This window comes from Rhodoferax sp. GW821-FHT02C08, assembly GCF_059421805.1.
This window is the reverse complement of record NZ_JBWKVR010000005.1, coordinates 237783-256033: the sequence shown is the minus strand read 5'-3', so window position 1 is coordinate 256033 and position 18251 is coordinate 237783. Positions and strand designations below refer to the sequence as shown.

Annotated in this window: 20 protein-coding genes; 12 read left to right on the top strand and 8 right to left on the bottom strand. The window is 63.7% G+C overall.

Annotated elements, in window-relative coordinates:
• Positions 1-19: 19 nt before the first annotated feature.
• Positions 20-946: a ribokinase gene (locus AC07VY_RS08605; RefSeq protein ID WP_495096983.1), complete on the bottom strand. Its 927-nt coding sequence runs from the start codon at positions 944-946 to the stop codon at positions 20-22.
• A 243-nt stretch (positions 947-1189) separates the two neighbouring features.
• The gene (locus AC07VY_RS08600) at positions 1190-2092 is read right to left on the bottom strand and encodes a 23S rRNA (adenine(2030)-N(6))-methyltransferase RlmJ (RefSeq protein WP_495096984.1); all 903 of its coding nucleotides are present in this window, start codon (positions 2090-2092) and stop codon (positions 1190-1192) included.
• A 71-nt stretch (positions 2093-2163) separates the two neighbouring features.
• Between AC07VY_RS08600 and AC07VY_RS08595 the strand changes: the two genes are divergently transcribed.
• The 5 genes from AC07VY_RS08595 (at position 2164) to mdtD (ending at position 6841) form a co-directional block, all read left to right on the top strand.
• Positions 2164-3804: a serine/threonine protein kinase gene (locus AC07VY_RS08595; protein ID WP_495096985.1), complete on the top strand. Its 1641-nt coding sequence runs from the start codon at positions 2164-2166 to the stop codon at positions 3802-3804.
• A gap of 187 nt (positions 3805-3991) precedes the next feature.
• Positions 3992-4423, top strand: a complete 432-nt coding sequence (gene rplM / locus AC07VY_RS08590) for a 50S ribosomal protein L13 (protein WP_490590971.1) — start codon at positions 3992-3994, stop codon at positions 4421-4423.
• Positions 4424-4434: 11 nt separating this feature from the next.
• Positions 4435-4827, top strand: coding sequence for a 30S ribosomal protein S9 (gene rpsI, locus AC07VY_RS08585; RefSeq protein WP_490590970.1), 393 nt, complete (start codon positions 4435-4437; stop codon positions 4825-4827).
• Positions 4828-4984: 157 nt separating this feature from the next.
• On the top strand, positions 4985-5350 hold the full coding sequence (gene erpA, locus AC07VY_RS08580; protein ID WP_092758362.1) for an iron-sulfur cluster insertion protein ErpA: 366 nt from the start codon (positions 4985-4987) through the stop codon (positions 5348-5350).
• 81 nt (positions 5351-5431) lie between these two features.
• Positions 5432-6841, top strand: a complete 1410-nt coding sequence (gene mdtD / locus AC07VY_RS08575) for a multidrug transporter subunit MdtD (protein WP_495096986.1) — start codon at positions 5432-5434, stop codon at positions 6839-6841.
• A gap of 3 nt (positions 6842-6844) precedes the next feature.
• On the opposite strand, the gene AC07VY_RS08570 is transcribed toward mdtD, so the two are convergent.
• A complete protein-coding gene (locus AC07VY_RS08570) occupies positions 6845-7951 on the bottom strand; it encodes an anhydro-N-acetylmuramic acid kinase (protein WP_495096987.1) in 1107 nt (368 codons plus the stop codon).
• Position 7952: 1 nt separating this feature from the next.
• The gene (locus AC07VY_RS08565; RefSeq protein WP_495096988.1) at positions 7953-9293 is read right to left on the bottom strand and encodes a M23 family metallopeptidase; all 1341 of its coding nucleotides are present in this window, start codon (positions 9291-9293) and stop codon (positions 7953-7955) included.
• Between the two features lie 238 nt (positions 9294-9531).
• Here AC07VY_RS08565 and tyrS point away from each other — a divergent pair, with 238 nt between their 5' ends.
• Complete coding sequence (gene tyrS / locus AC07VY_RS08560) at positions 9532-10788, top strand: tyrosine--tRNA ligase (protein WP_495096989.1); 1257 nt, start codon at positions 9532-9534, stop codon at positions 10786-10788.
• Positions 10789-10801: 13 nt separating this feature from the next.
• Here tyrS and AC07VY_RS08555 read toward each other — a convergent pair whose 3' ends face one another.
• Positions 10802-11200: a cupin domain-containing protein gene (locus tag AC07VY_RS08555; protein ID WP_495096990.1), complete on the bottom strand. Its 399-nt coding sequence runs from the start codon at positions 11198-11200 to the stop codon at positions 10802-10804.
• Between the two features lie 94 nt (positions 11201-11294).
• Between AC07VY_RS08555 and dtd the strand changes: the two genes are divergently transcribed.
• The gene (gene dtd, locus AC07VY_RS08550) at positions 11295-11732 is read left to right on the top strand and encodes a D-aminoacyl-tRNA deacylase (RefSeq protein ID WP_490590964.1); all 438 of its coding nucleotides are present in this window, start codon (positions 11295-11297) and stop codon (positions 11730-11732) included.
• A gap of 9 nt (positions 11733-11741) precedes the next feature.
• Here the strand turns inward: dtd and ybeY are convergent, their stop codons facing one another.
• Together ybeY and AC07VY_RS08540 are read right to left on the bottom strand one after the other, a co-directional pair.
• A complete protein-coding gene (gene ybeY, locus AC07VY_RS08545) occupies positions 11742-12206 on the bottom strand; it encodes an rRNA maturation RNase YbeY (protein ID WP_495096991.1) in 465 nt (154 codons plus the stop codon).
• 68 nt (positions 12207-12274) lie between these two features.
• Complete coding sequence (locus AC07VY_RS08540; protein ID WP_495096992.1) at positions 12275-13231, bottom strand: PhoH family protein; 957 nt, start codon at positions 13229-13231, stop codon at positions 12275-12277.
• 85 nt (positions 13232-13316) lie between these two features.
• On the opposite strand from AC07VY_RS08540, the gene AC07VY_RS08535 reads away from it, so the two are divergent.
• The 4 genes from AC07VY_RS08535 to AC07VY_RS08520 all read left to right on the top strand — a co-directional run bounded on the left by AC07VY_RS08535 (position 13317) and on the right by AC07VY_RS08520 (position 16929).
• Entirely contained in the window at positions 13317-14447 is a 1131-nt protein-coding gene (locus AC07VY_RS08535) for an MlaE family ABC transporter permease (RefSeq protein ID WP_495096993.1), read from the top strand.
• Position 14448: 1 nt separating this feature from the next.
• Positions 14449-15261 (top strand): ABC transporter ATP-binding protein, encoded by an 813-nt coding sequence (locus AC07VY_RS08530; protein ID WP_495096994.1) that lies wholly within the window; start codon positions 14449-14451, stop codon positions 15259-15261.
• Complete coding sequence (locus AC07VY_RS08525) at positions 15251-16228, top strand: MlaD family protein (RefSeq protein ID WP_495096995.1); 978 nt, start codon at positions 15251-15253, stop codon at positions 16226-16228. The genes AC07VY_RS08530 and AC07VY_RS08525 overlap by 11 nt, the downstream gene beginning before the upstream one ends.
• 83 nt (positions 16229-16311) lie before the next feature.
• Positions 16312-16929 carry an ABC-type transport auxiliary lipoprotein family protein gene (locus AC07VY_RS08520; protein WP_495096996.1) on the top strand — a complete coding sequence of 206 codons (618 nt, stop codon included), beginning with the start codon at positions 16312-16314 and terminating at the stop codon, positions 16927-16929.
• A gap of 17 nt (positions 16930-16946) precedes the next feature.
• On the opposite strand, the gene AC07VY_RS08515 is transcribed toward AC07VY_RS08520, so the two are convergent.
• Positions 16947-17522 (bottom strand): bactofilin family protein, encoded by a 576-nt coding sequence (locus AC07VY_RS08515; RefSeq protein ID WP_495096997.1) that lies wholly within the window; start codon positions 17520-17522, stop codon positions 16947-16949.
• Between the two features lie 143 nt (positions 17523-17665).
• Between AC07VY_RS08515 and ruvA the strand changes: the two genes are divergently transcribed.
• Positions 17666-18238, top strand: coding sequence for a Holliday junction branch migration protein RuvA (ruvA, locus tag AC07VY_RS08510; protein ID WP_490590956.1), 573 nt, complete (start codon positions 17666-17668; stop codon positions 18236-18238).
• The last annotated feature ends 13 nt before the right edge of the window (positions 18239-18251 follow it).

Below are 18251 nucleotides of genomic sequence, written 5' to 3'. Positions count from 1 at the left end.
AATAGGGGGTGAAAAGGGCTTAGGCCGGGAAGCCGCAGAAGGCGCGCAGCGCAGCTTCTGCACCAGCCGGCGCGCCGCTGGCGACCAGGGCCTGCACCTCGGCGTGGCTGGGGATGCTGGACTGTGCGCCGGCCCGGGTACAGGCCAGTGCGCCGGCAGCGCTGCCGTATTGCAGGGCCTGCGCCAAGGAATGGCCTTGCGACAGCGCGGCGGTCAGGGCGCCGCAAAAGCTGTCGCCGGCCGCAGTGGTGTCCACCGGTGTGACGGGGAAGGCCGCTTGCAGCGTGATGTCACCGTCCAGCCGGGCGCAGCAGCCGCGGTGGCCCAGGGTGACCACTACGCAGCGCACGTCCAGCCGCGCCAGGCATTCGGCCACGCTGCCTTCATGCTGGGCTACGCTGGCGAGTTCGCCTTCGTTGACCACCAGCACGTCCACGGCGGCCAGCAGGGCCGGGGGCAGCACTTGCGCGGGCGCGGCGTTCAGCACCACCTGCACGCCCTGGGCGCGCGCGGCTTGGGCGTAGGCGGTGACGGTGTCGAGTGGGGTTTCCAGCTGCAGCAGCAGGTGGGTGAAGCCTTGTAGCGGGGGTAGGTGTTCGGCCTGCAGGGCGAGGTTGGCGCCAGGGGCAACGGTGATGGCGTTTTCGGCGTCGTCGGACACGCAGATGAAGGCGGTGCCGGTGGGCTTTTCAGAGCGCACGATGTGTGGGACCACGGCGGCCTCGGCCAATGAGGTCTCCAGCGGCTGGGCAAAGGCGTCGTCACCCAGCGCCAGCAGCATATGCGTGGTGGCGCCGCCTGCCCGGGCGCAGGCGATGGCCTGGTTCGCGCCCTTGCCGCCGGGAAAGGTCTGGAACGCATGGCCCAGCACGGTTTCACCGGGGGCTGGGATGTGCGGTGCCCGCACGACAAAATCAAGATTGGCAGAGCCAGCGACAAAAATCATGGATGGTTCTAAACAGAGGTTGCGGCATGTGGGGAGGGTGGGCGCTGCATCAGGCAGGCGCCGCCCCGTGCGAGCAACATGCTACGCGAATTTACGTGCACCCAGGGGTGCCCTCACCCGGGTTTGCTGATAGCGGGTATACCGATTTCCGCACGGTGTGCATCAAATCGGCCGCAGCCGCAAATGAATCCAGCACCGGCAGCTATGTTTTATATAGCAAATCGCTGAGCGATCGTGGTGGTGTTAGCCGCCGGAGTCCAACGTGAAGGTGGCGTGTTTGTCCTGGCCCAGGTGTTCCACCATTTGCTCCAGCGCGGGCTTGAGACCGGCCTTCAGGGTGTGGGGCGGGTTGATCAGGAACATGCCGCTGGCGGGCAGGCCAGGGCGCTTGACTTCACCGGTGGCATCGGTGGTGAGCTTGCTGAACTTGACGGTCAGCGTGGCGTGCAGCCAGCTCTTGCCGGCCTTGGTGGCCAGGGTTTTGAGTTTGCGGGGCAGGTCGTGTGCCTCGGGCCGCGGGATGATGGGGTACCAGACGGCATAGGTGCCGGTGGCAAACAGCTTCAGGCAGTTGGCCGCCATGGTCGACACCAGCGCGTAGTCGCTCTTGATTTCATAGCTGGGATCGCACAGCAGGAAAGCGCGGCGGCTGGGTGGGGGCAGGAATTTGCGGATACCTTCAAAGCCGTCTTCGCGGAACACGGCGACCTGGCGGCCGGCTTCCAGCTGGGCGATGTTGGCCGACAGGGTTTTGCTGTCTGTGGGGTGCAGCTCAAACAGCTTCAGCCGATCGTGGTCACGTAACAGTTGTTGCATGATGAACGGAGAGCCGGGATAGACCTTTTTGGCGCCGCTTTTGTTGAAGCTGGCCACCATGTCCAGGTAGTCCTGCAGCAGGGGGGCGGGCTGCCATGGTGCTTCGCCGGGGGCGGGGGGCGCCAGCAGCTTGAGAATGCCGTCTGCCGCCTCACCGCTGGTTTCGGCGTAGTCGCCGTCGAGCCGGTATAGGCCGGCACCCGCATGGGTGTCCAGCACGGCCAAGGCCGGGTCTTTTTCGGTCAAATATTTAAGGGCGGCAATCAACACCGTGTGCTTGAGCACGTCGGCGTGGTTGCCCGCATGGAAGGCGTGGCGGTAACTAAACATGCCCCAATGGTAACGAGGCGGGCGCCTGCCGTGTGGTGCCGGCCACTAAACTATGGTCCCCCGACCGCCATATGTCCGATTTAGCCTACCCGCCAGTTCTCCACAAAGTGCACCACACCGATGCGCTGGCTAACGGCACGCGCCTGGGGGAGTTCGAGCTGGTCCGGTTGCTGGGCGTGGGCGGCTTTGGCATGGTCTACCAGGCCTACGACCATTCACTGCAGCGTTCGGTCGCCATCAAGGAATACATCCCCACGGCGCTGGCTGGGCGTACCGGTGGGTCGTCGGTGGTGATTCGGTCTTCGCTGGACGGCAACAGTTACCAGGCGGGTTTGCAGTCTTTTGTGGCCGAAGCCCGGCTGTTGGCGCAGTTTGACCACCCGTCCCTGGTCAAGGTGCTGCGTTTCTGGGAGGCGAACAACACCGCCTATATGGTGATGCCGCTGTACCACGGCCTGACGCTCAAGCAGGCGCGCAGCCAGATGCGCCGCCCGCCGTCCGAGGCCTGGTTGCGCCAGGTGCTGTGGTCGGTGCTGGAAGCGCTGAAGCTGTTGCACGCGCACCAGACCCTGCACCGGGACGTGTCGCCCGACAATATTTTTCTGCAGGATGTGGGTCCACCGGTCTTGCTGGACCTGGGCGCGGCCCGGCGCGCCATTGGCGACCTGAGCCGCAAGCACACGGCGGTGCTGAAGGTGAATTACGCGCCCATTGAGCAATACGCTGATGCACGCGACATGGTGCAGGGCGCCTGGAGCGACCTGTATTCACTGGCTGCAGTAGTGCACGGCTATTTGGCCAACGATTTGCCCCTGCCTGCTACCTTCCGCGTGTTGCGTGACCGCATGCCCAGCATGCGCGAACTGGCGCAATCGGCACACAGCCTGTACGGCTGTAATTACTCGCCGGCGTTCGTCGACACGTTGGACCGCAGTCTGGCCATACGCCCCGAGGACCGGCCCCAGTCGGTGGAAGCTTTCTCCGAAGCGCTGGATTTGCAGGTGCCGTCCGATATGGCCCGCTTTGACTGGCGGGCTGCCATGGGTGAGGGCTGGCAGCTGTCTCGCGACGAGCAGGCGGCGCGCGCCAAGCCCCAGCCCGCTGATCTGGCTGAGCAACCCACCCAATTTGTCTACCGTCCAGCGGCGCCTGTGGTGGTGGATGTTGCCGCCGTCGCGCCTGTGCTGTTGGCTGGAACGGAGCAGCGGACGACGCTGTGGCGTAAGACCGTGGGGTGGGGTGGGGCTGTCGTGTTGGCGGTCGGGGTGGCTGCGGGGGTGTACTGGAGTGGGTTTTTGCCCGCTGCCCAGACTCCTGCCGTGGCGGCCATGCCTGCGGTCGCACTGAGTGCCAAACCGGCTGTTGTGACCGAGCCCGCGGCTGCTGTGGCGGCGCAGGCGGCATCCCAGGATCAAGCAGCCTCCAGTCCGAAGTCTGTGGCGAGCGCGGCCCAAGCCACGAGGCCAGTTGTGCGCAAGCCGCGTGTAGCCGCCCCCCCTGCAAGTGGCGCCTCGGCTGCTGCAACTGCACCGCAGACGCGGCCTCGGGAGGCGCGGATTTCGACCACGATCGTGGAGCTGTGCCCGGAAAGCAACTTCATTGCCCGTCCCATGTGCCTGTACCGCGAGTGCCAGAAGCCGGAATTTGCCGAGTTGCCGGTGTGCGTGGAGAACACGCAACGGCTGAATCGCAACCAGCGAAAACACTCTTAAACAACCAGTTTGACGGCCGGGCCTGCAACTTTGTATAATCCAAGGCTGCCCAGCGGTTTGCTAGCCCCGCGGTGCAGTTTAAAAACCACCTAAGAGATCTCCACCAGAGAGACGCCGACCGTGGAAAAGGGCTGCTAGGACGCCAACCCCTCAGGTTGGCCAAACCATTCTTTTAAAGAGAAAACTCATGACCAAGACCTTCAGCGCGAAACCCGCTGACGTGGTGCACGAGTGGTTTGTGATTGACGCGACCGATAAGGTCCTCGGACGAGTAGCCAGCGAAGTTGCTCTCCGTTTGCGCGGCAAACACAAGGCCATTTACACGCCTCACGTCGATACCGGTGACTTCATCGTCATCATCAACGCAGCCCAGCTGCGCGTGACCGGTGCCAAATCGAACGACAAGATTTACTACAGCCACTCCGGCTACCCAGGTGGTATTTCTGCCATCTCGTTCCGCGACATGCAAGCCAAGCACCCAGGCCGCGCTTTGGAAAAAGCCGTCAAGGGCATGCTGCCCAAGGGCCCGCTCGGCTACGCCATGATCAAGAAGCTCAAGGTGTACGGTGGTGCTGAGCATCCACACACCGCCCAACAGCCTAAAGTGCTGGACATCTAAGGAGTATCCAGATGATTGGTGATTGGAACAATGGCACCGGCCGTCGCAAATCCAGCGTCGCCCGTGTGTTTATCAAGAAGGGCTCCGGCCAAATCAAGGTCAACGGTAAAGACATCACCGAGTTCTTCGGTCGTGCTACCTCGATCATGATCTGCAAGCAGCCTCTGGTGCTGACCAACCACGCCGAAACTTTCGACGTGATGGTCAACGTGCACGGTGGTGGTGAATCCGGCCAAGCCGGCGCAACCCGCCACGGCATTACCCGCGCCCTGATCGATTACGACGCAACGCTCAAGCCTGAGCTGAGCAAAGCCGGCTTCGTGACGCGTGATGCGCGTGAAGTCGAACGTAAGAAGGTCGGTCTGCACTCTGCACGCCGCCGCAAGCAGTTCTCGAAGCGTTAAGCTTTTCGCTCTGTGCGACGCAAAAACCGCCAAGCCTTCGGGCTTTGGCGGTTTTTGTTTTTGAAAAGACCGCACTGCTGATACCGGCAAATTGTTTGCCCCGCAACTTAAGTCGGGAATTGCAGTAGCATCACCTAGATTCTTTACGGAGTACCCCATGAGCGCCCTAGCCGAAAACATCCAGACCGAAATGCCCACCCCCATCGTCTTCACCGACAGCGCTGCCGCCAAAGTGGCCGACCTGATCGCCGAAGAGGGCAATCCGGATCTCAAGCTGCGGGTGTTCGTGCAGGGTGGCGGCTGCTCCGGCTTCCAATACGGCTTCACTTTTGACGAGATCACCAACGAAGACGACACCACCATGACCAAGAACGGTGTGTCTCTGCTGATCGACGCCATGAGCTACCAGTACCTGCTGGGCGCAGAGATCGACTACAAGGAAGACCTGCAAGGCGCCCAGTTCGTCATCAAGAACCCTAACGCTACCAGCACCTGCGGCTGCGGCTCCAGCTTCTCGGCCTGATTGGCCACCCCGTCTTGAAAAGGCCGCCCATGGGCGGCTTTTTCTTTGCTACAACCGGTTTGGACAAGGAGCGGTTACCGCATGCAAGATGAAGCGACGCGCCAGCGGTTGCTCTGGCTGGTGGCTATTGGGTTTTTCATGCAGACCCTGGACGCCACCATCGTCAATACCGCCTTACCGGCCATGGCCGCCAGTCTGGGCGAAAGCCCTTTGCGCATGCAGTCGGTGGTGGTGGCCTATTCGCTGACGATGGCCATGTTGATCCCAGCCTCGGGCTGGATGGCCGACCGCTTCGGCACACGCCGCCTGTTTGTTGCCGCGATTGCTCTTTTCACGCTGGGTTCCTTGTTTTGCGCGATGTCGCACAGCCTGACGCAATTGGTGGCCTCCCGTGTGTTGCAAGGGGTTGGTGGGGCTTTATTGCTGCCTGTGGGGCGCTTGGCGGTGCTACGGGCATTTCCGCGCGAGCAGTTTTTGAAAGCCATGAGCTTTGTTGCGCTGCCGGGCTTGATTGGCCCGCTGATCGGCCCGACTCTGGGTGGCTGGCTGGTGGAGTACACCACTTGGCACTGGATCTTTCTGATCAATCTGCCGGTGGGTGTGCTGGGCGGCATGGCCACCCTGGCCTGGATGCCCGAGGGCCTGCGTGTGGAGTACAAGCGCTTTGATCTGAGTGGTTATGCACTGCTGTCGTTTGGCATGGTGGCTCTATCCTTGGCGCTGGATGGCCTGTCCGAACTGGGGCTGCGCCAGGCCACCGTGCTGGTGTTGCTGATGTTCGGCCTGGCCAGCCTGGTGGCCTATTGGCTGCACGCGGTGCGGGAACCCGAGCCCTTGTTTTCACCCAGGTTGTTCGCCATTCCTTCGCTGGCCATTGGTCTGCTGGGCAATCTGTTTGCGCGCATAGGCAGCAGCTGCATGCCGTTTCTGATTCCGTTGCTGCTGCAGGTCAGCATGGGCTACAGCCCGGCACAGGCCGGCATGATGATGCTGCCGGTGGCGGCAGCCGGTATGGTGACCAAGACCCTGGCGACGCGCCTGATCACCTGGCTGGGCTACCGCAAGGTACTGGTACTGAATACCGCGCTGGTAGGGCTGACCATGGCCAGCTTTGCTTTTGTAACACCGGAGCAGCCGCTGTGGCTGCGCCTGGTGCAGCTGGCTTTCTTTGGGGCGGTCAACTCCATGCAGTTCACTGCCATGAATACGGTGACTTTGAAGGACCTGGATGGTCCGTTGGCCAGCAGCGGCAATAGCCTGCTGTCCATGGTGCAGATGCTGGCCATGGGGATGGGGGTGGCAGCCGCAGGGGCGGTGCTGGCGGGTTACACCGGCTATTTCCAGGCTGTGGGTGCTACGCAGACCTTGCAGGCTTTCCACGCTACGTTTGCCACCATGGGGCTGATGACCTTGGCATCGGCCTGGATCTTTTGGCAGCTGGCACCCGACGAGAAGGTGGCGGCCCCAGCAGGTGCAGCTGACCTGGAGTAGGGCTCAGGCCGGGTAGATCGCGCCCAGCACCCGGTTGCCGCGTGCGCCGGTGACGCTGGCAAGGCTGCCCGGTGCGCGCAGCAGCGTCTGGCGTGCCAGCCAGGCGAAGGCTGAGGCTTCCACCTGTAGAGGCGGTAGCCCGTGGGCGGCCGAGGATTGCACCTGTATGGTGGGCAGTGCTGCCTGGATGCGCCGCATCAGCTGACCGTTCAAGGCGCCGCCGCCGCATACGATCAATTGTTTGCTATTTTTTCCATAGCTACTTGCGCAGGTAGCATTTGCGCTGGCGGTCAATTCGGTCAATGTAGCTTGTACGTCTACCGGGCTCAGCCCGGCAAATCCCTGGAGCTTGGCGGCCAGCCAACCGGGGTTGAACAGGTCGCGGCCCGTGCTCTTGGGCGGTGCCTTGGTCAGAAAGGGCTCGTCTAGTAAGGCGGCCAGCAAGTCCGGCTGCACGCTGCCGCTGGCGGCCCAGGCGCCGTCGGCATCGAAGGGCTGGCCGGTATGTTGTTGGCACCAGTAGTCCATTAGCGCATTGCCGGGTCCGCAGTCAAAGCCCAGGATCTGCTCGCCGTCCAGCACGCTGAGGTTGGAGATGCCACCGATGTTCAGCACCGCCACCGCTTCCTGTGCACGGCCGAACACCTGGTGGTGGAAGGCCGGCACCAAGGGGGCGCCCTGGCCGCCGGCGGCGATGTCGCGACTGCGGAAGTCCGCCACGACGGTGATGCCTGTGCGCTCGGCCAGCAGGGCTGGGTTGTTCAGTTGCAGGGTGTAGCCGGTGCCGTCAAATTCCTGCGGGCGGTGGCGTACGGTCTGGCCGTGAGCGCCAATGGCCTGGATGGACGCTGCAGCGGCTTGGCCACGGTCCAGCAACAGCTGGACAACCTTGGCATAGAGTTCGGCCAAGGCATTGGCGGCCAGGGCCGCCCGGTGCAGCTCGTTGTCGCCCGGTGAATTCAAGGTTAGTAGCCCGGCCCGGTGCGCATCGACAAAGGGCAGGCTGGCGTGCTGCAGCACCTGCATGCGGCCACCGGCAAAGTCAGCAAGTACACCGTCCACGCCGTCCAGCGAGGTGCCGGACATCAGGCCGATGTAGAGCTCGGACATTTTAGTCAGCGCTGGCCTGTTGCACGGCAGAGGCTGCGGACAGCTGCTGGCGCATGGTGGCGGCGAGTTTGTCAAACATTGGCTTGGCTGCGGCGGACAGCGGTTGGCTTTCGCTTTGGCGGGCCACCGTCATCGGGTCCTGGTGCACACCATCGACGCGGAACTCGAAGTGCAGATGCGGGCCGGTTGCCCAGCCGGTGGCGCCAATCGCGCCGATATGCTCGCCCTGGCTGACCTTTTGGCCCGTGCGCACATTGATCTGGCTCAGGTGCGCGTACAGGGTTTCGTTGTGGTTGTTGTGGCGGACGATGATCACGTTACCGTAACCATTTTGCACACCCGCGAACTCCACCACCCCGTCACCCACGGTACGCACCGGCGTGCCAGTGGTACCCGCGTAGTCCACACCGAGGTGGGCTTTCCACAGCTTCAGAATGGGGTGGAAGCGCATGGAGAAGCCGCTGGTGATGCGGGAGAACTCAACCGGCGCAGTCAGGAAGGCACGGCGCAGGCTTTGTCCGTCCAGCGAGTAGTAGCTGCCCTTTTGACCGGGTTCGGCAAACCACATGGCCTGGTAGGTCTTGCCATTGCTGAAAAATTCAGCACTCAAGACGCGGCCAGTGCGCAGCACCTGGCCGTCGGCTTCAACGGTTTCATAGACCACCGAGAAATGGTCGCCCTTGCGCAGCGCGCGGCGGAAGTCGATGTCGCCCGAGAAGATTTCGGCGACCTGGGTGGCGACGGCGTCGGGAATGCCGGCTTCGTCGGTGGCGGCAAACAGCGAGCTGCGAATCGTGCCGCCGGCCAGCCGGCTGGTGGTGTCCAGCTGGGCATCTTCCATGCGGGAGCGGAAGCCCTGGGCGGTCTTTTCGACCACCAGGCGCTGGATGGCGCCGTCGTTGCCCGGGCTCCACAGCGCGCTGAGAGACAGCAGGGCTTGTTTGTCGGTTGCCTCGGCTTTCACGATGCGGCCGGCGCGGCCGAAGATGGCCTTATTGGCCAGTGCATCGCTGCGCAGGAATGCGACCGCGTCCGCATCGGCGATGCCCAGGCGCTGCAGCAGCGATGTGGCAGTGTCGCTGGAGCGGGTGGTTTCCGTGCGGAACAGATTGAAGCTGTGCAGATCGAGTGCCGCAGCCTGCTCTTGCAAGGGCAGGGGTTGCACCGATTCCGTGATTTGCCGTACCGGCAGGTCAGCGGCGTCTGGGCCTAGGGAGGCGACGGCAAATGCGCCGCTGCCACCGCCTAAGAGTACGGCCGCCACCAGCGCGGTGATGCGCTTGGGGTGGCGTTGTACCAAAGACAAAAGCCTATCGCTGACGGTGTTGAGACCGTTGTTCAAAAGATTGAATTCCCAAAAAGAGGTTTGCTGCAGAGACGTGGAAGGCCCTGGAAGTTCAGTCAGGTCATGCGCAATGGCCGGTAGCAGGAAGCGGGCCTGCGAGCCGTGTATTGCGCCAGACCTGGGGTTTTGGGCGGCCTATCAGGCAACGCACCACTAAAATCAGGGGCTGCAGCGAATCCGCGAGTATAGCGGTGCCCACCCTGGGCGACAATGGATAAAGACCTGAAAAACCCTTATGAATCAAGCAGTAAGTCCCGTATCGGGCAGTAATTTCCCTGTGACCGACCGTGTTCGGGAGGCCATGGCCGTGTCTTTACGCGGCTGTGACGAGCTGATTCCGCAAGAAGACTGGCTGAAGAAGCTGGCACGCTCCGAGGCCACCGGCACGCCGCTGCGCATCAAGCTGGGCCTGGACCCAACGGCGCCCGACATCCATATCGGCCACACCGTGGTGCTGAACAAGATGCGCCAGTTGCAGGATTTGGGCCATACGGTGATCTTTCTGATTGGCGACTTCACTTCGCTGATCGGTGATCCCAGTGGGCGTAACAGCACCCGGCCACCGCTGACCCCCGAGCAAATCAAGATCAACGCCGAAACCTATTACAAGCAGGCCAGCCTGGTGCTGGACCCGGCCAAGACCGAGATCCGCTACAACAGCGAATGGAGCGAGCCGCTGGGCGCGCGCGGCATGATCCAACTGGCCTCGCGCTACACCGTGGCCCGCATGATGGAGCGCAACGACTTCCACGACCGCTTCCACGGCGGCCAGTCCATCGCGGTGCACGAGTTCTTGTACCCGCTGATGCAGGGCTACGACTCGGTGGCGCTCAAGTCCGACCTGGAACTCGGCGGTACCGACCAGAAGTTCAATCTGCTGATGGGCCGGCACCTGCAGGCCGAATACGGCCAGGAGCCGCAGTGCATCCTGACCATGCCGCTGCTGGAAGGCCTGGACGGCGTGGAGAAGATGTCCAAGTCCAAGAACAACTACATCGGCATCAGCGAAGAGCCCAACACCATGTTCGCCAAGGTGTTGAGCATCTCCGACGTGCTGATGTGGCGCTGGTACACCTTGCTGTCGTTCAAGAGCGAGGCCGAGATTGCTGCGCTCAAGGCGGAAGTGGAGGCCGGCCGTAACCCCAAGGACGCCAAGGTGGCGCTGGCCAAGGAAATCACCGCCCGCTTCCACAGCGCTGCCGCAGCCGATGCGGCCGAGCAAGACTTCAACAACCGCAGCAAGGGCGGCGTGCCGGATGACATTGCCGAGCTGAGCCTGCCCTTGGGCGAAGGCGGTGCGGCCGTGGGTATTGCCGCGCTGCTGAAAATGGCCAACCTGGCGGCCAGCAGCGGCGAGGGCAACCGCCTGATCGACGGCGGCGGCGTGCGCGTGGATTCCAGCGTGGTCAGCGACAAGGGCTTGAAACTGGGTGCCGGCACCTATGTGCTGCAGGTGGGAAAACGCAAGTTTGCCCGCGTGACGCTGGGCTAATGCAGGCGTGAGGTCAAGGCGCTGGCGAGGCTAGCGGCTTGCCCTTTTCCACCACGTAGACGCCGACCAGTTGCACCGGGTTGGCGGTGTCGTTCTCGGCGGCGTGCACCACGCCTGCGGGAATGACAAAGGATTCACCCGCCTTGATACGGCGCGGCGGCTGGCCGTCCACCAGCAAAACGGTTTCGCCGGACATCACATAGCTGATTTCATCGCCGGGGTGGGTGTGGCGGGCCGCCTTGCCGCCGGGGGCAATTTCTACCCGTGCGACCACCGCCTCGCGCCCCGGTACTGAAACGTCTTCCTTGCCCACGATGGTGCGTGTCAAGCCACTGGTTTGCACCTGGGCGGCAGCTGCCAGGCCCAGCAGGCCGCCGACGAGGATGTAAATACCGTAGTTGCGCAAACGCATGGTGTGTCCTTTGAAAAATCGTGGCCTATCGTAGTGGTGTGGTCCAGGCCCATGCTCGGTGACAACCCTGAGGGCCGTGACCGACAATCGCCGCATGAAAGCTGTTTTACAAAGAGTGCGGGAAGCCCGCGTGGTCATTGCGGACGAGGTGGTGGGCCAGATTGGCCCCGGCCTGCTGGTGCTGGTGTGTGCCGAGCGCGGCGATGTGCCAGCCCAGGCCGACAAGCTGCTGGCCAAGATTTTGAAGCTGCGCATCTTCAGCGATGCGGCGGGCAAGATGAACCTGAGCCTGCAGGACGTGGCGGGCGGGCTGCTGGTGGTCAGCCAGTTCACGCTGGCGGCCGATGCTTCGGCGGGCAACCGGCCCAGCTTTATCAGCGCAGCGCTACCCGAGGACGGGCGCCGGCTGTACGACTATTTTGTAGCCCAGGCCCGGCTGCTGCATGCGCCGGTGCAGACCGGGCAGTTCGGTGCCGACATGCTTGTGCATCTGGTCAACGACGGGCCGGTGACGATTCCGCTGCAGTTTTAATCCGCCAGCTTAGTCGGCGTAAGGGTCGGCGATGCCCAGTTCTGCCAGGATCTCGGTCTCGTAAGCTTCCATCTCGTTGGCATCTTCTTCGCTGGTTTCGTGGTCCCAGCCCTGGGCGTGCAGGGTGCCGTGGACCAGCAGATGGGCGTAATGGTCTTTCAGCGACTTGCCGTTTTCTGCGGCTTCGCGGGCGACCACCGGGGCGCACAGCACCAGGTCGGCGGTAACCACCGGTTCTTGGGTGTAGTCGAAGGTCAGCACATTGGTGGCGTAGTCCTTCTTGCGGTATTCGCGGTTCAGGGCCTGGCCTTCTTCGGCATCGACGATGCGCACGGTGATTTCGGCGTCCAGCGCCAGTGCGTGGCGTATCCAGCGGGCCACGCTGTGGCGGGGCAGGGCGGCACGGTGCAGGGCCAGCTCTTCCTTGTTGGCCAGCTCACCAAATTGCAGCGAGAGTTGTAGGTTGTTCAGCATGTTTTTGGCTGCTAGCGCAGGTATCTTCTGCGCAGGCAGCTATCTAATTAATAGCGTAATGGATGGTGTTAAATAGTTTTGCGGGTACGCACGGCCAGGTCCGATTTGCCGCGCGTGTCGTAGGCGTCGACGATGCGCGCTACCAGCGGGTGCCGCACCACGTCGGCGCTGGTGAAGCGGGTGATGGCAATGCCCTTGGTACGGCGCAGCACCTGCTCGGCGTCGATCAGGCCGCTGAGCTGGGTTTTGGGCAGGTCGATCTGGCTGACGTCGCCAGTCACCACGGCCTTGGCGCCGAAGCCGATGCGGGTCAGAAACATCTTCATCTGCTCGGGAGTGGTGTTCTGTGCCTCGTCCAGGATCACAAAGGCGTTGTTCAGCGTGCGTCCACGCATGAAGGCCAGCGGCGCCACTTCCAGCGCGTTGCGCTCAAAGGCCTTTTGTACTTTCTCGGGCCCCATCAACTCGTACAGCGCGTCGTATAGCGGGCGCAGATAGGGGTCGATTTTCTGGTTCAGGTCGCCGGGCAGAAAGCCCAGGCGCTCGCCGGCTTCTACCGCCGGGCGGGTCAGCACGATGCGCTGCACCGCGCTGCGCTCCAGCGCGTCCACCGCACAGGCCACGGCCAGGTAGGTCTTGCCGGTGCCGGCCGGGCCAATGCCGAAGGTGATGTCGTGCTGGGCGATGTTGTCCAGGTAGGTGGTCTGGTTGGGCGTGCGGGCGCGCAGGTCGGTGCGGCGGGTTTGCAGGCTGTGGCCATCGGCGCCCAGGTCCGCATCGCTGGCCAGCATCAGCTGTACGGTGTCGGGCTTAATGGGACGGCCGGCCTGTTCGTACAGGGCCTGCAGCAGCTCCAGCGCCTGGTTGGCGGTGGCTTTGGGGCCGTCGATCTTGAATTGTTCGTGGCGGTGGGCGATCTTGATCTGCAGCGCGTCTTCAATGGTGCGCAGATGCGCGTCCATGGGGCCGCAGAGGTTGTCGAGCCGGGTGTTGTTGGGGGGCGAGAAGGTGTGGCGAACAATCATGGCTGTATTGTCGCCTGTACGCTGTGTTCAGGCGCTTGTCCTACGCGCAGGTGCGGGGGCGGCTTGTTAGGATGCGCTGCACACCATGGCCCAAGATTCACCGCCCCATATCGACAGCATCTCCCCTGCAGACAAGCCCGATGCGCTGACCGCCAGGCTGCTGGGCCGGTGGGCGGCGGCCGATCTGGCCGTGCCGGCGCAGTGGCGGGCCGCGACTTCGGCCTTGCAGGCACAGCCGCCGTCTGCGCACTGGGATCTGCAAAGCGTGGAGCGCTTGGACCATGTGGGTGCGCAATTGCTGTGGAACCACTGGGGCCGTCAGTGGCCAGCGCAGATCGACCTGCTGCCCGAGCAGCGCAGCCTGCTGGAGCGTGTCGCCAAATTCTCGTGTGAAGCGCCCCCCAGCCACGACGCGACCTGGGCGCAGTGTTTCGACGCGCTGGGCGCCTGGGTGCTGGCGGGCCTGGCGCAGGGGCTGGACTTGCTGCGCATGGTGGGGCAATTGGCGTTGGATCTGCTGCGCCTGGCGCGCCGCCCGCAGGCCGGGCCGTGGCGGGATGTTTCGGGCCATCTGTACCAAATGGGCACCATGGCCCTGCCCATCACTGCGCTGGTGGGCTTCTTGATTGGCGTGGTGCTGGCTTACCTGACATCGCAGCAGCTGCGCCAGTTCGGGGCCGAGGCTTTTATCGTCAACATCCTGGGCATGTCGGTGGTGCGCGAGCTGGGGCCGATGTTGGCCGCCATCCTGATTGCCGGGCGCTCCGGTTCGGCCATCACCGCGCAGATCGGCGTGATGCGCGTGACCGAAGAGCTGGATGCCATGCGCGTCATGGGTATCCCCCTGAGCTACCGGTTGGTGATGCCTCGCGCCATGGCGCTGGCGATTGCCATGCCGCTGATCACCGTATGGACTTCGGTCACCGCGCTAGCGGGGGGCATGCTGGCGGCGGACCTTTCGCTGGGCATCACGCCCGCATTTTTTTTGCAGGCCTTGCCCGATGCCGTTGGCGTGGCCAACCTGGGGCTGGCGGTGTTCAAGTCGGCCGTGTTCGGCCTGTTGATTGCGCTGGTGGGCTGCCATTGCGGCCTGCGCGTCAAACCCAATACCCAAAGCCTGGGGCAGGGCACGACGGCTTCAGTGGTGGCCTCGATCACCGTGGTGATCCTGGTCGATGCCTTGTTCGCCATCGTCTTCAAGAACGTGGGAGTCTGATATGGATGCAGACACCATCGTCGATATCCAAGGCCTGCAAACTGCATTTGGCAGCGGCAAGAAGCGGGCCGTCATCCACCAGGACCTGTCGCTGACCGTGCGGCGCGGCGAGATTTTGTCCCTGGTGGGTGGCTCGGGTACGGGCAAGACGGTGCTGCTGCGCCAGATGCTGGGGCTGGAGCAGCCCGCCCAGGGCCAGGTTACGGTGCTGGGCCAGCCCGCAGCCGAGCTGGGCCGGGCGGGTGCGGCCAGCCGGGTGGGCATGCTGTTCCAGCAGGGGGCGCTGTTTTCGGCCTTTACTGTGTTGGAAAACATTGGCTTTCCGTTGCGCGAACTCAAAACCTTGCCCGAGGCCTTGGTGCGTGACGCGGCTTTGGTCAAGCTGCAAATGGCCGGCCTGAACCCGGCCGATGCCGACAAGATGCCAGCGGATTTGTCCGGCGGCATGGTCAAACGCGTGGCCCTGGCCCGCGCGTTGGTGATGGACCCACCGTTGTTGCTGCTGGACGAACCCACCGCCGGGCTGGACCCGAATGGTGCGGACGAATTTGTGGCCCTGCTGCGCGCCCTGCACCAGGGCCTGGGCCTGACGGTGGTGATGGTTACCCACGACCTGGACACTCTGTTTGCGCTCAGCACCCGGGTGGCCGTGCTGGCCGAAAAAAAGGTGCTGGTGACGGGCACGCCTGCCGAAGTGGTGGCCTTCCCGCACCCGTTCATCGAACACTTTTTTCTGGGCGAACGCGGGCGGCGGGCTTTGGCGCCGCTACCCCCTTCGCCCATTCCTTCAGGAGAGAGTCCCCATGGAAAATAAATCCCATGCGCTGGCGGCGGGCGCGTTTGTGCTGGCTGTCACCGCGCTGTTGGTGGCGCTGGCGGTGTGGCTCACGCGCGATGCGGGCAGCAGCCATCCGTATGAACTTTCGACGCGCGACCCGGTGACGGGCCTGCAGCCCCAGGCCGCCGTGCGTTACAAGGGCGTGGCCGTGGGCAAGGTGACCCATATCGGCTTCGACCCCGACGTGGTGGGCAATGTGCTGATACGTATCGCGGTGGACGACACCACGCCGCTATCACCCACCGCCTTTGCCAGCCTGAGCTACCAGGGCATCACTGGCCTGGCCTTTGTGCAGATCGACGACGCGGGCCAGGCCCAGACCCCGATTCCGCCCGGCCGCAGCGGTGTACCACGCTTGCCGCTGGAGACCTCGCAACTGGGCAAGCTGACCCAGCAGGTGCCACACATCCTGGAGCAGGTGGACCAGGCCACGCTGCGCCTGAACCAGTTGCTGAGCGATGAGAACCAGAAACTATTCACCGGCGTGCTGACCAATGCCGACCATGCCACCACTAGCCTGGCCCAGCTCAGCGCCCGGCTGGAGCAAACCGTCACCCAGCGGCTGGACCCAGCGCTGGCGCGCATCCCGGCGATTGCCGACGACACCCACCAGGCGATGCGCGCGCTGCAGACCGCCGCCAACACGGCTGACAGCAGCTTTGTCGCCATCGGGCAGACGGCTGCGAGGCTGAATGAAAAAGGCGGCGTGATGGACCGGCTGGCCGAAGGTTCGGGCGCGCTGTCGCACGCGGCGGACGCCTTGGGCAATGCCACCTTGCCGCGCATCAACCGGGTGGCCGATGACGCTTCCCGTGCGGCGCGGCAGCTGGGCCGTACTGTCAACGGCATCAGCGAGCAGCCGCAATCGCTGATCTTTGGCGGCGGCGCGGTCGTACCCGGCCCGGGCGAGCTCGGCTTTGTGGCCCCTGCCGCACAACCATGAAAACGGCTTACAAAGGATTTGCTATGAAAATAAGAGCTGCTGGCGCAGGTGGAATGTGCGCAAGGTGCCTATTTGGCTTGGTAATGGGCTCGGTGGTTTGGGCCCTGGCTGCCTGCTCGGCTTTGCCCGACAAGCCCGTGCGTGCCACGCAGTATGACTTCGGCCCAAGCACCACCACGGCCAACAGCCCGTTGGCCACGACCAGCTTGCCACCCCTGGCGTTTGCCGAGATAGAGGCACCTGGGTTGATTGACGGTGGCACAGCCATTCTGTACCGGTTGGGCTATGCGGACGCGCAGCAACTGCGTCCTTACACCCAGGCCCGCTGGAGCGTGCCGCCCGCGCAGCTGGTGGGCCAGCGGCTGCGTGATGTGCTGGGGCAGCGCCGGGCCGTGCTGGCCGCCAGCGACAGTGCGGCACTGGCACGAACCGCTGGGCCGGCGCCGCGCTTGTTGCGTTTGGAGTTGCAGGAATTTACCCAGCTTTTCCAGTCGCCCACGGCCAGTACCGGCCTGGTGCGGCTGCGCGCCACGCTGGTGGAAAGTACGCCGCTGGGTGACAGCTTGCTGGCCCAGCGCACGTTCAGCTTGCAGCGCCCGGCTCCTAGCGCCGACGCACCCGGTGGGGTGCGGGCACTGGCGGCGGCCACCGATGCCCTGGCACAGGAGCTGGATGCCTGGCTGGAGACGGTGGGGCGTTGAGCCCCAGCCGAAGTGACTCAGGCCGCGATGGCCTGCAGGTCCGCTTTCACGGGTGCGGCTTTGCTGGTGCCGAAAGCGATTTCGCCAGACAACTGGCCACCTTCTTCTACCACCAGCTTGCCGTAGCGCACGGTGCCGGTGACCTTGCCGGTGGAGTAGATCACCAGCTTGTCGCGTACCGTCAGCACGCCGTCGAAGCTGCCATGGATTTCGGCAATATCGATGTCGGCAGCGCCCTTGAAGGCGCCGTCGGCGGTGATCTGCATCAGTCGCGAGTCCATGGTGGCTTCGACGATGCCTTCCACCACCAGGGTGTCGCAGTCGGTGATCTCCACGCCCTTGAGCTTGATGTTCGGGCCCACGGTCAGGGTACTGCCGCCGGTCTTGGTGGCGGAATTGGTGCTGGTGGAGGTTGCGGGTGTAGAGGCTTGCATAGTGCTTACTTCGCTGGGGAGGGGGGTGGAGCTGGCTGACGATGTGCTGGTGGTGTTCAGTGGTTTGCCCAGGGGGGCTTGCTGTGCATGCGAGGGGCTGGGGCGCAGGCCCAAAACGGCCGGTTCACGCTTGCCAAAAAACGGGGCTTGCAGAGCCATGGTGGATTCCTCCCAAAAGAGACCAATGGTAGGAGCCGATCCCGTTACATGCCGGGCGAGGATGCAAGAGCTGTAAGAACGTGTGTGTGGCGCATTGGCGGTGCTCGTCGGGGACAATCGCGCTTTCACCATTCGGAAACCCCATGATCGGACGACTCCAAGGCCTGCTGGCCGCCAAGAACCCACCCCAGGTGCTGATCGACTGCCACGGTGTGGGCTATGACGTGGATGTGCCCATGAGCACCTTCTACAACCTGCCGGGCTTGGGCGAGCAGGTCACGTTGCTGACGCATTTCGTGGTGCGTGAAGACGCGCAAATTCTGTACGGTTTTGCCACACCGGGCGAGCGCGACGCGTTTCGCCAGCTGATCAAGATCAGCGGCGTCGGGCCGCGCACGGCCTTGAGCATCTTGTCGGGCATGGGGGTGGACGACCTGGCCCAGGCCATTACCTTGCAAGAAGTGGGGCGGCTCAAGAAGGTGCCCGGCATCGGCCCCAAGACTGCCGAGCGCCTGCTGCTGGAGCTCAAGGGTAAGCTGGGCCCCGATATCGGAGTGCGCACCGGTGTGACCAGCGATGCGCAGGCCGACATCCTGCAGGCCCTGGTGGCCCTGGGCTATAGCGACAAGGAAGCGGCGCTGGCGCTGAAGGCCTTGCCGGCCGGCGTGGGCGTCAGCGAAGGTATCAAGCTGGCGCTGAAAGCGCTGGCCAAATAGGTCGTAACAGGCT

Bases quoted from the DNA above. Each gene is read 5' to 3' on its own strand.
- AC07VY_RS08570 (WP_495096987.1), bottom strand. From the start codon at position 7,951: ATGTCCGAGCTCTACATCGGCCTGATGTCCGGCACCTCGCTGGACGGC.
- AC07VY_RS08535 (WP_495096993.1), top strand. From the start codon at position 13,317: ATGGCCCAAGATTCACCGCCCCATATCGACAGCATCTCCCCTGCAGAC.
- erpA (WP_092758362.1), top strand. From the start codon at position 4,985: ATGAGCGCCCTAGCCGAAAACATCCAGACCGAAATGCCCACCCCCATC.
- rplM (WP_490590971.1), top strand. From the start codon at position 3,992: ATGACCAAGACCTTCAGCGCGAAACCCGCTGACGTGGTGCACGAGTGG.
- AC07VY_RS08515 (WP_495096997.1), bottom strand. From the start codon at position 17,522: ATGGCTCTGCAAGCCCCGTTTTTTGGCAAGCGTGAACCGGCCGTTTTG.
- AC07VY_RS08555 (WP_495096990.1), bottom strand. From the start codon at position 11,200: ATGCGTTTGCGCAACTACGGTATTTACATCCTCGTCGGCGGCCTGCTG.
- ruvA (WP_490590956.1), top strand. From the start codon at position 17,666: ATGATCGGACGACTCCAAGGCCTGCTGGCCGCCAAGAACCCACCCCAG.
- AC07VY_RS08540 (WP_495096992.1), bottom strand. From the start codon at position 13,231: ATGATTGTTCGCCACACCTTCTCGCCCCCCAACAACACCCGGCTCGAC.
- ybeY (WP_495096991.1), bottom strand. From the start codon at position 12,206: ATGCTGAACAACCTACAACTCTCGCTGCAATTTGGTGAGCTGGCCAAC.
- rpsI (WP_490590970.1), top strand. From the start codon at position 4,435: ATGATTGGTGATTGGAACAATGGCACCGGCCGTCGCAAATCCAGCGTC.
- AC07VY_RS08605 (WP_495096983.1), bottom strand. From the start codon at position 946: ATGATTTTTGTCGCTGGCTCTGCCAATCTTGATTTTGTCGTGCGGGCA.
- AC07VY_RS08600 (WP_495096984.1), bottom strand. From the start codon at position 2,092: ATGTTTAGTTACCGCCACGCCTTCCATGCGGGCAACCACGCCGACGTG.
- tyrS (WP_495096989.1), top strand. From the start codon at position 9,532: ATGAATCAAGCAGTAAGTCCCGTATCGGGCAGTAATTTCCCTGTGACC.
- AC07VY_RS08595 (WP_495096985.1), top strand. From the start codon at position 2,164: ATGTCCGATTTAGCCTACCCGCCAGTTCTCCACAAAGTGCACCACACC.
- AC07VY_RS08520 (WP_495096996.1), top strand. From the start codon at position 16,312: ATGGGCTCGGTGGTTTGGGCCCTGGCTGCCTGCTCGGCTTTGCCCGAC.
- AC07VY_RS08525 (WP_495096995.1), top strand. From the start codon at position 15,251: ATGGAAAATAAATCCCATGCGCTGGCGGCGGGCGCGTTTGTGCTGGCT.
- AC07VY_RS08530 (WP_495096994.1), top strand. From the start codon at position 14,449: ATGGATGCAGACACCATCGTCGATATCCAAGGCCTGCAAACTGCATTT.
- dtd (WP_490590964.1), top strand. From the start codon at position 11,295: ATGAAAGCTGTTTTACAAAGAGTGCGGGAAGCCCGCGTGGTCATTGCG.
- mdtD (WP_495096986.1), top strand. From the start codon at position 5,432: ATGCAAGATGAAGCGACGCGCCAGCGGTTGCTCTGGCTGGTGGCTATT.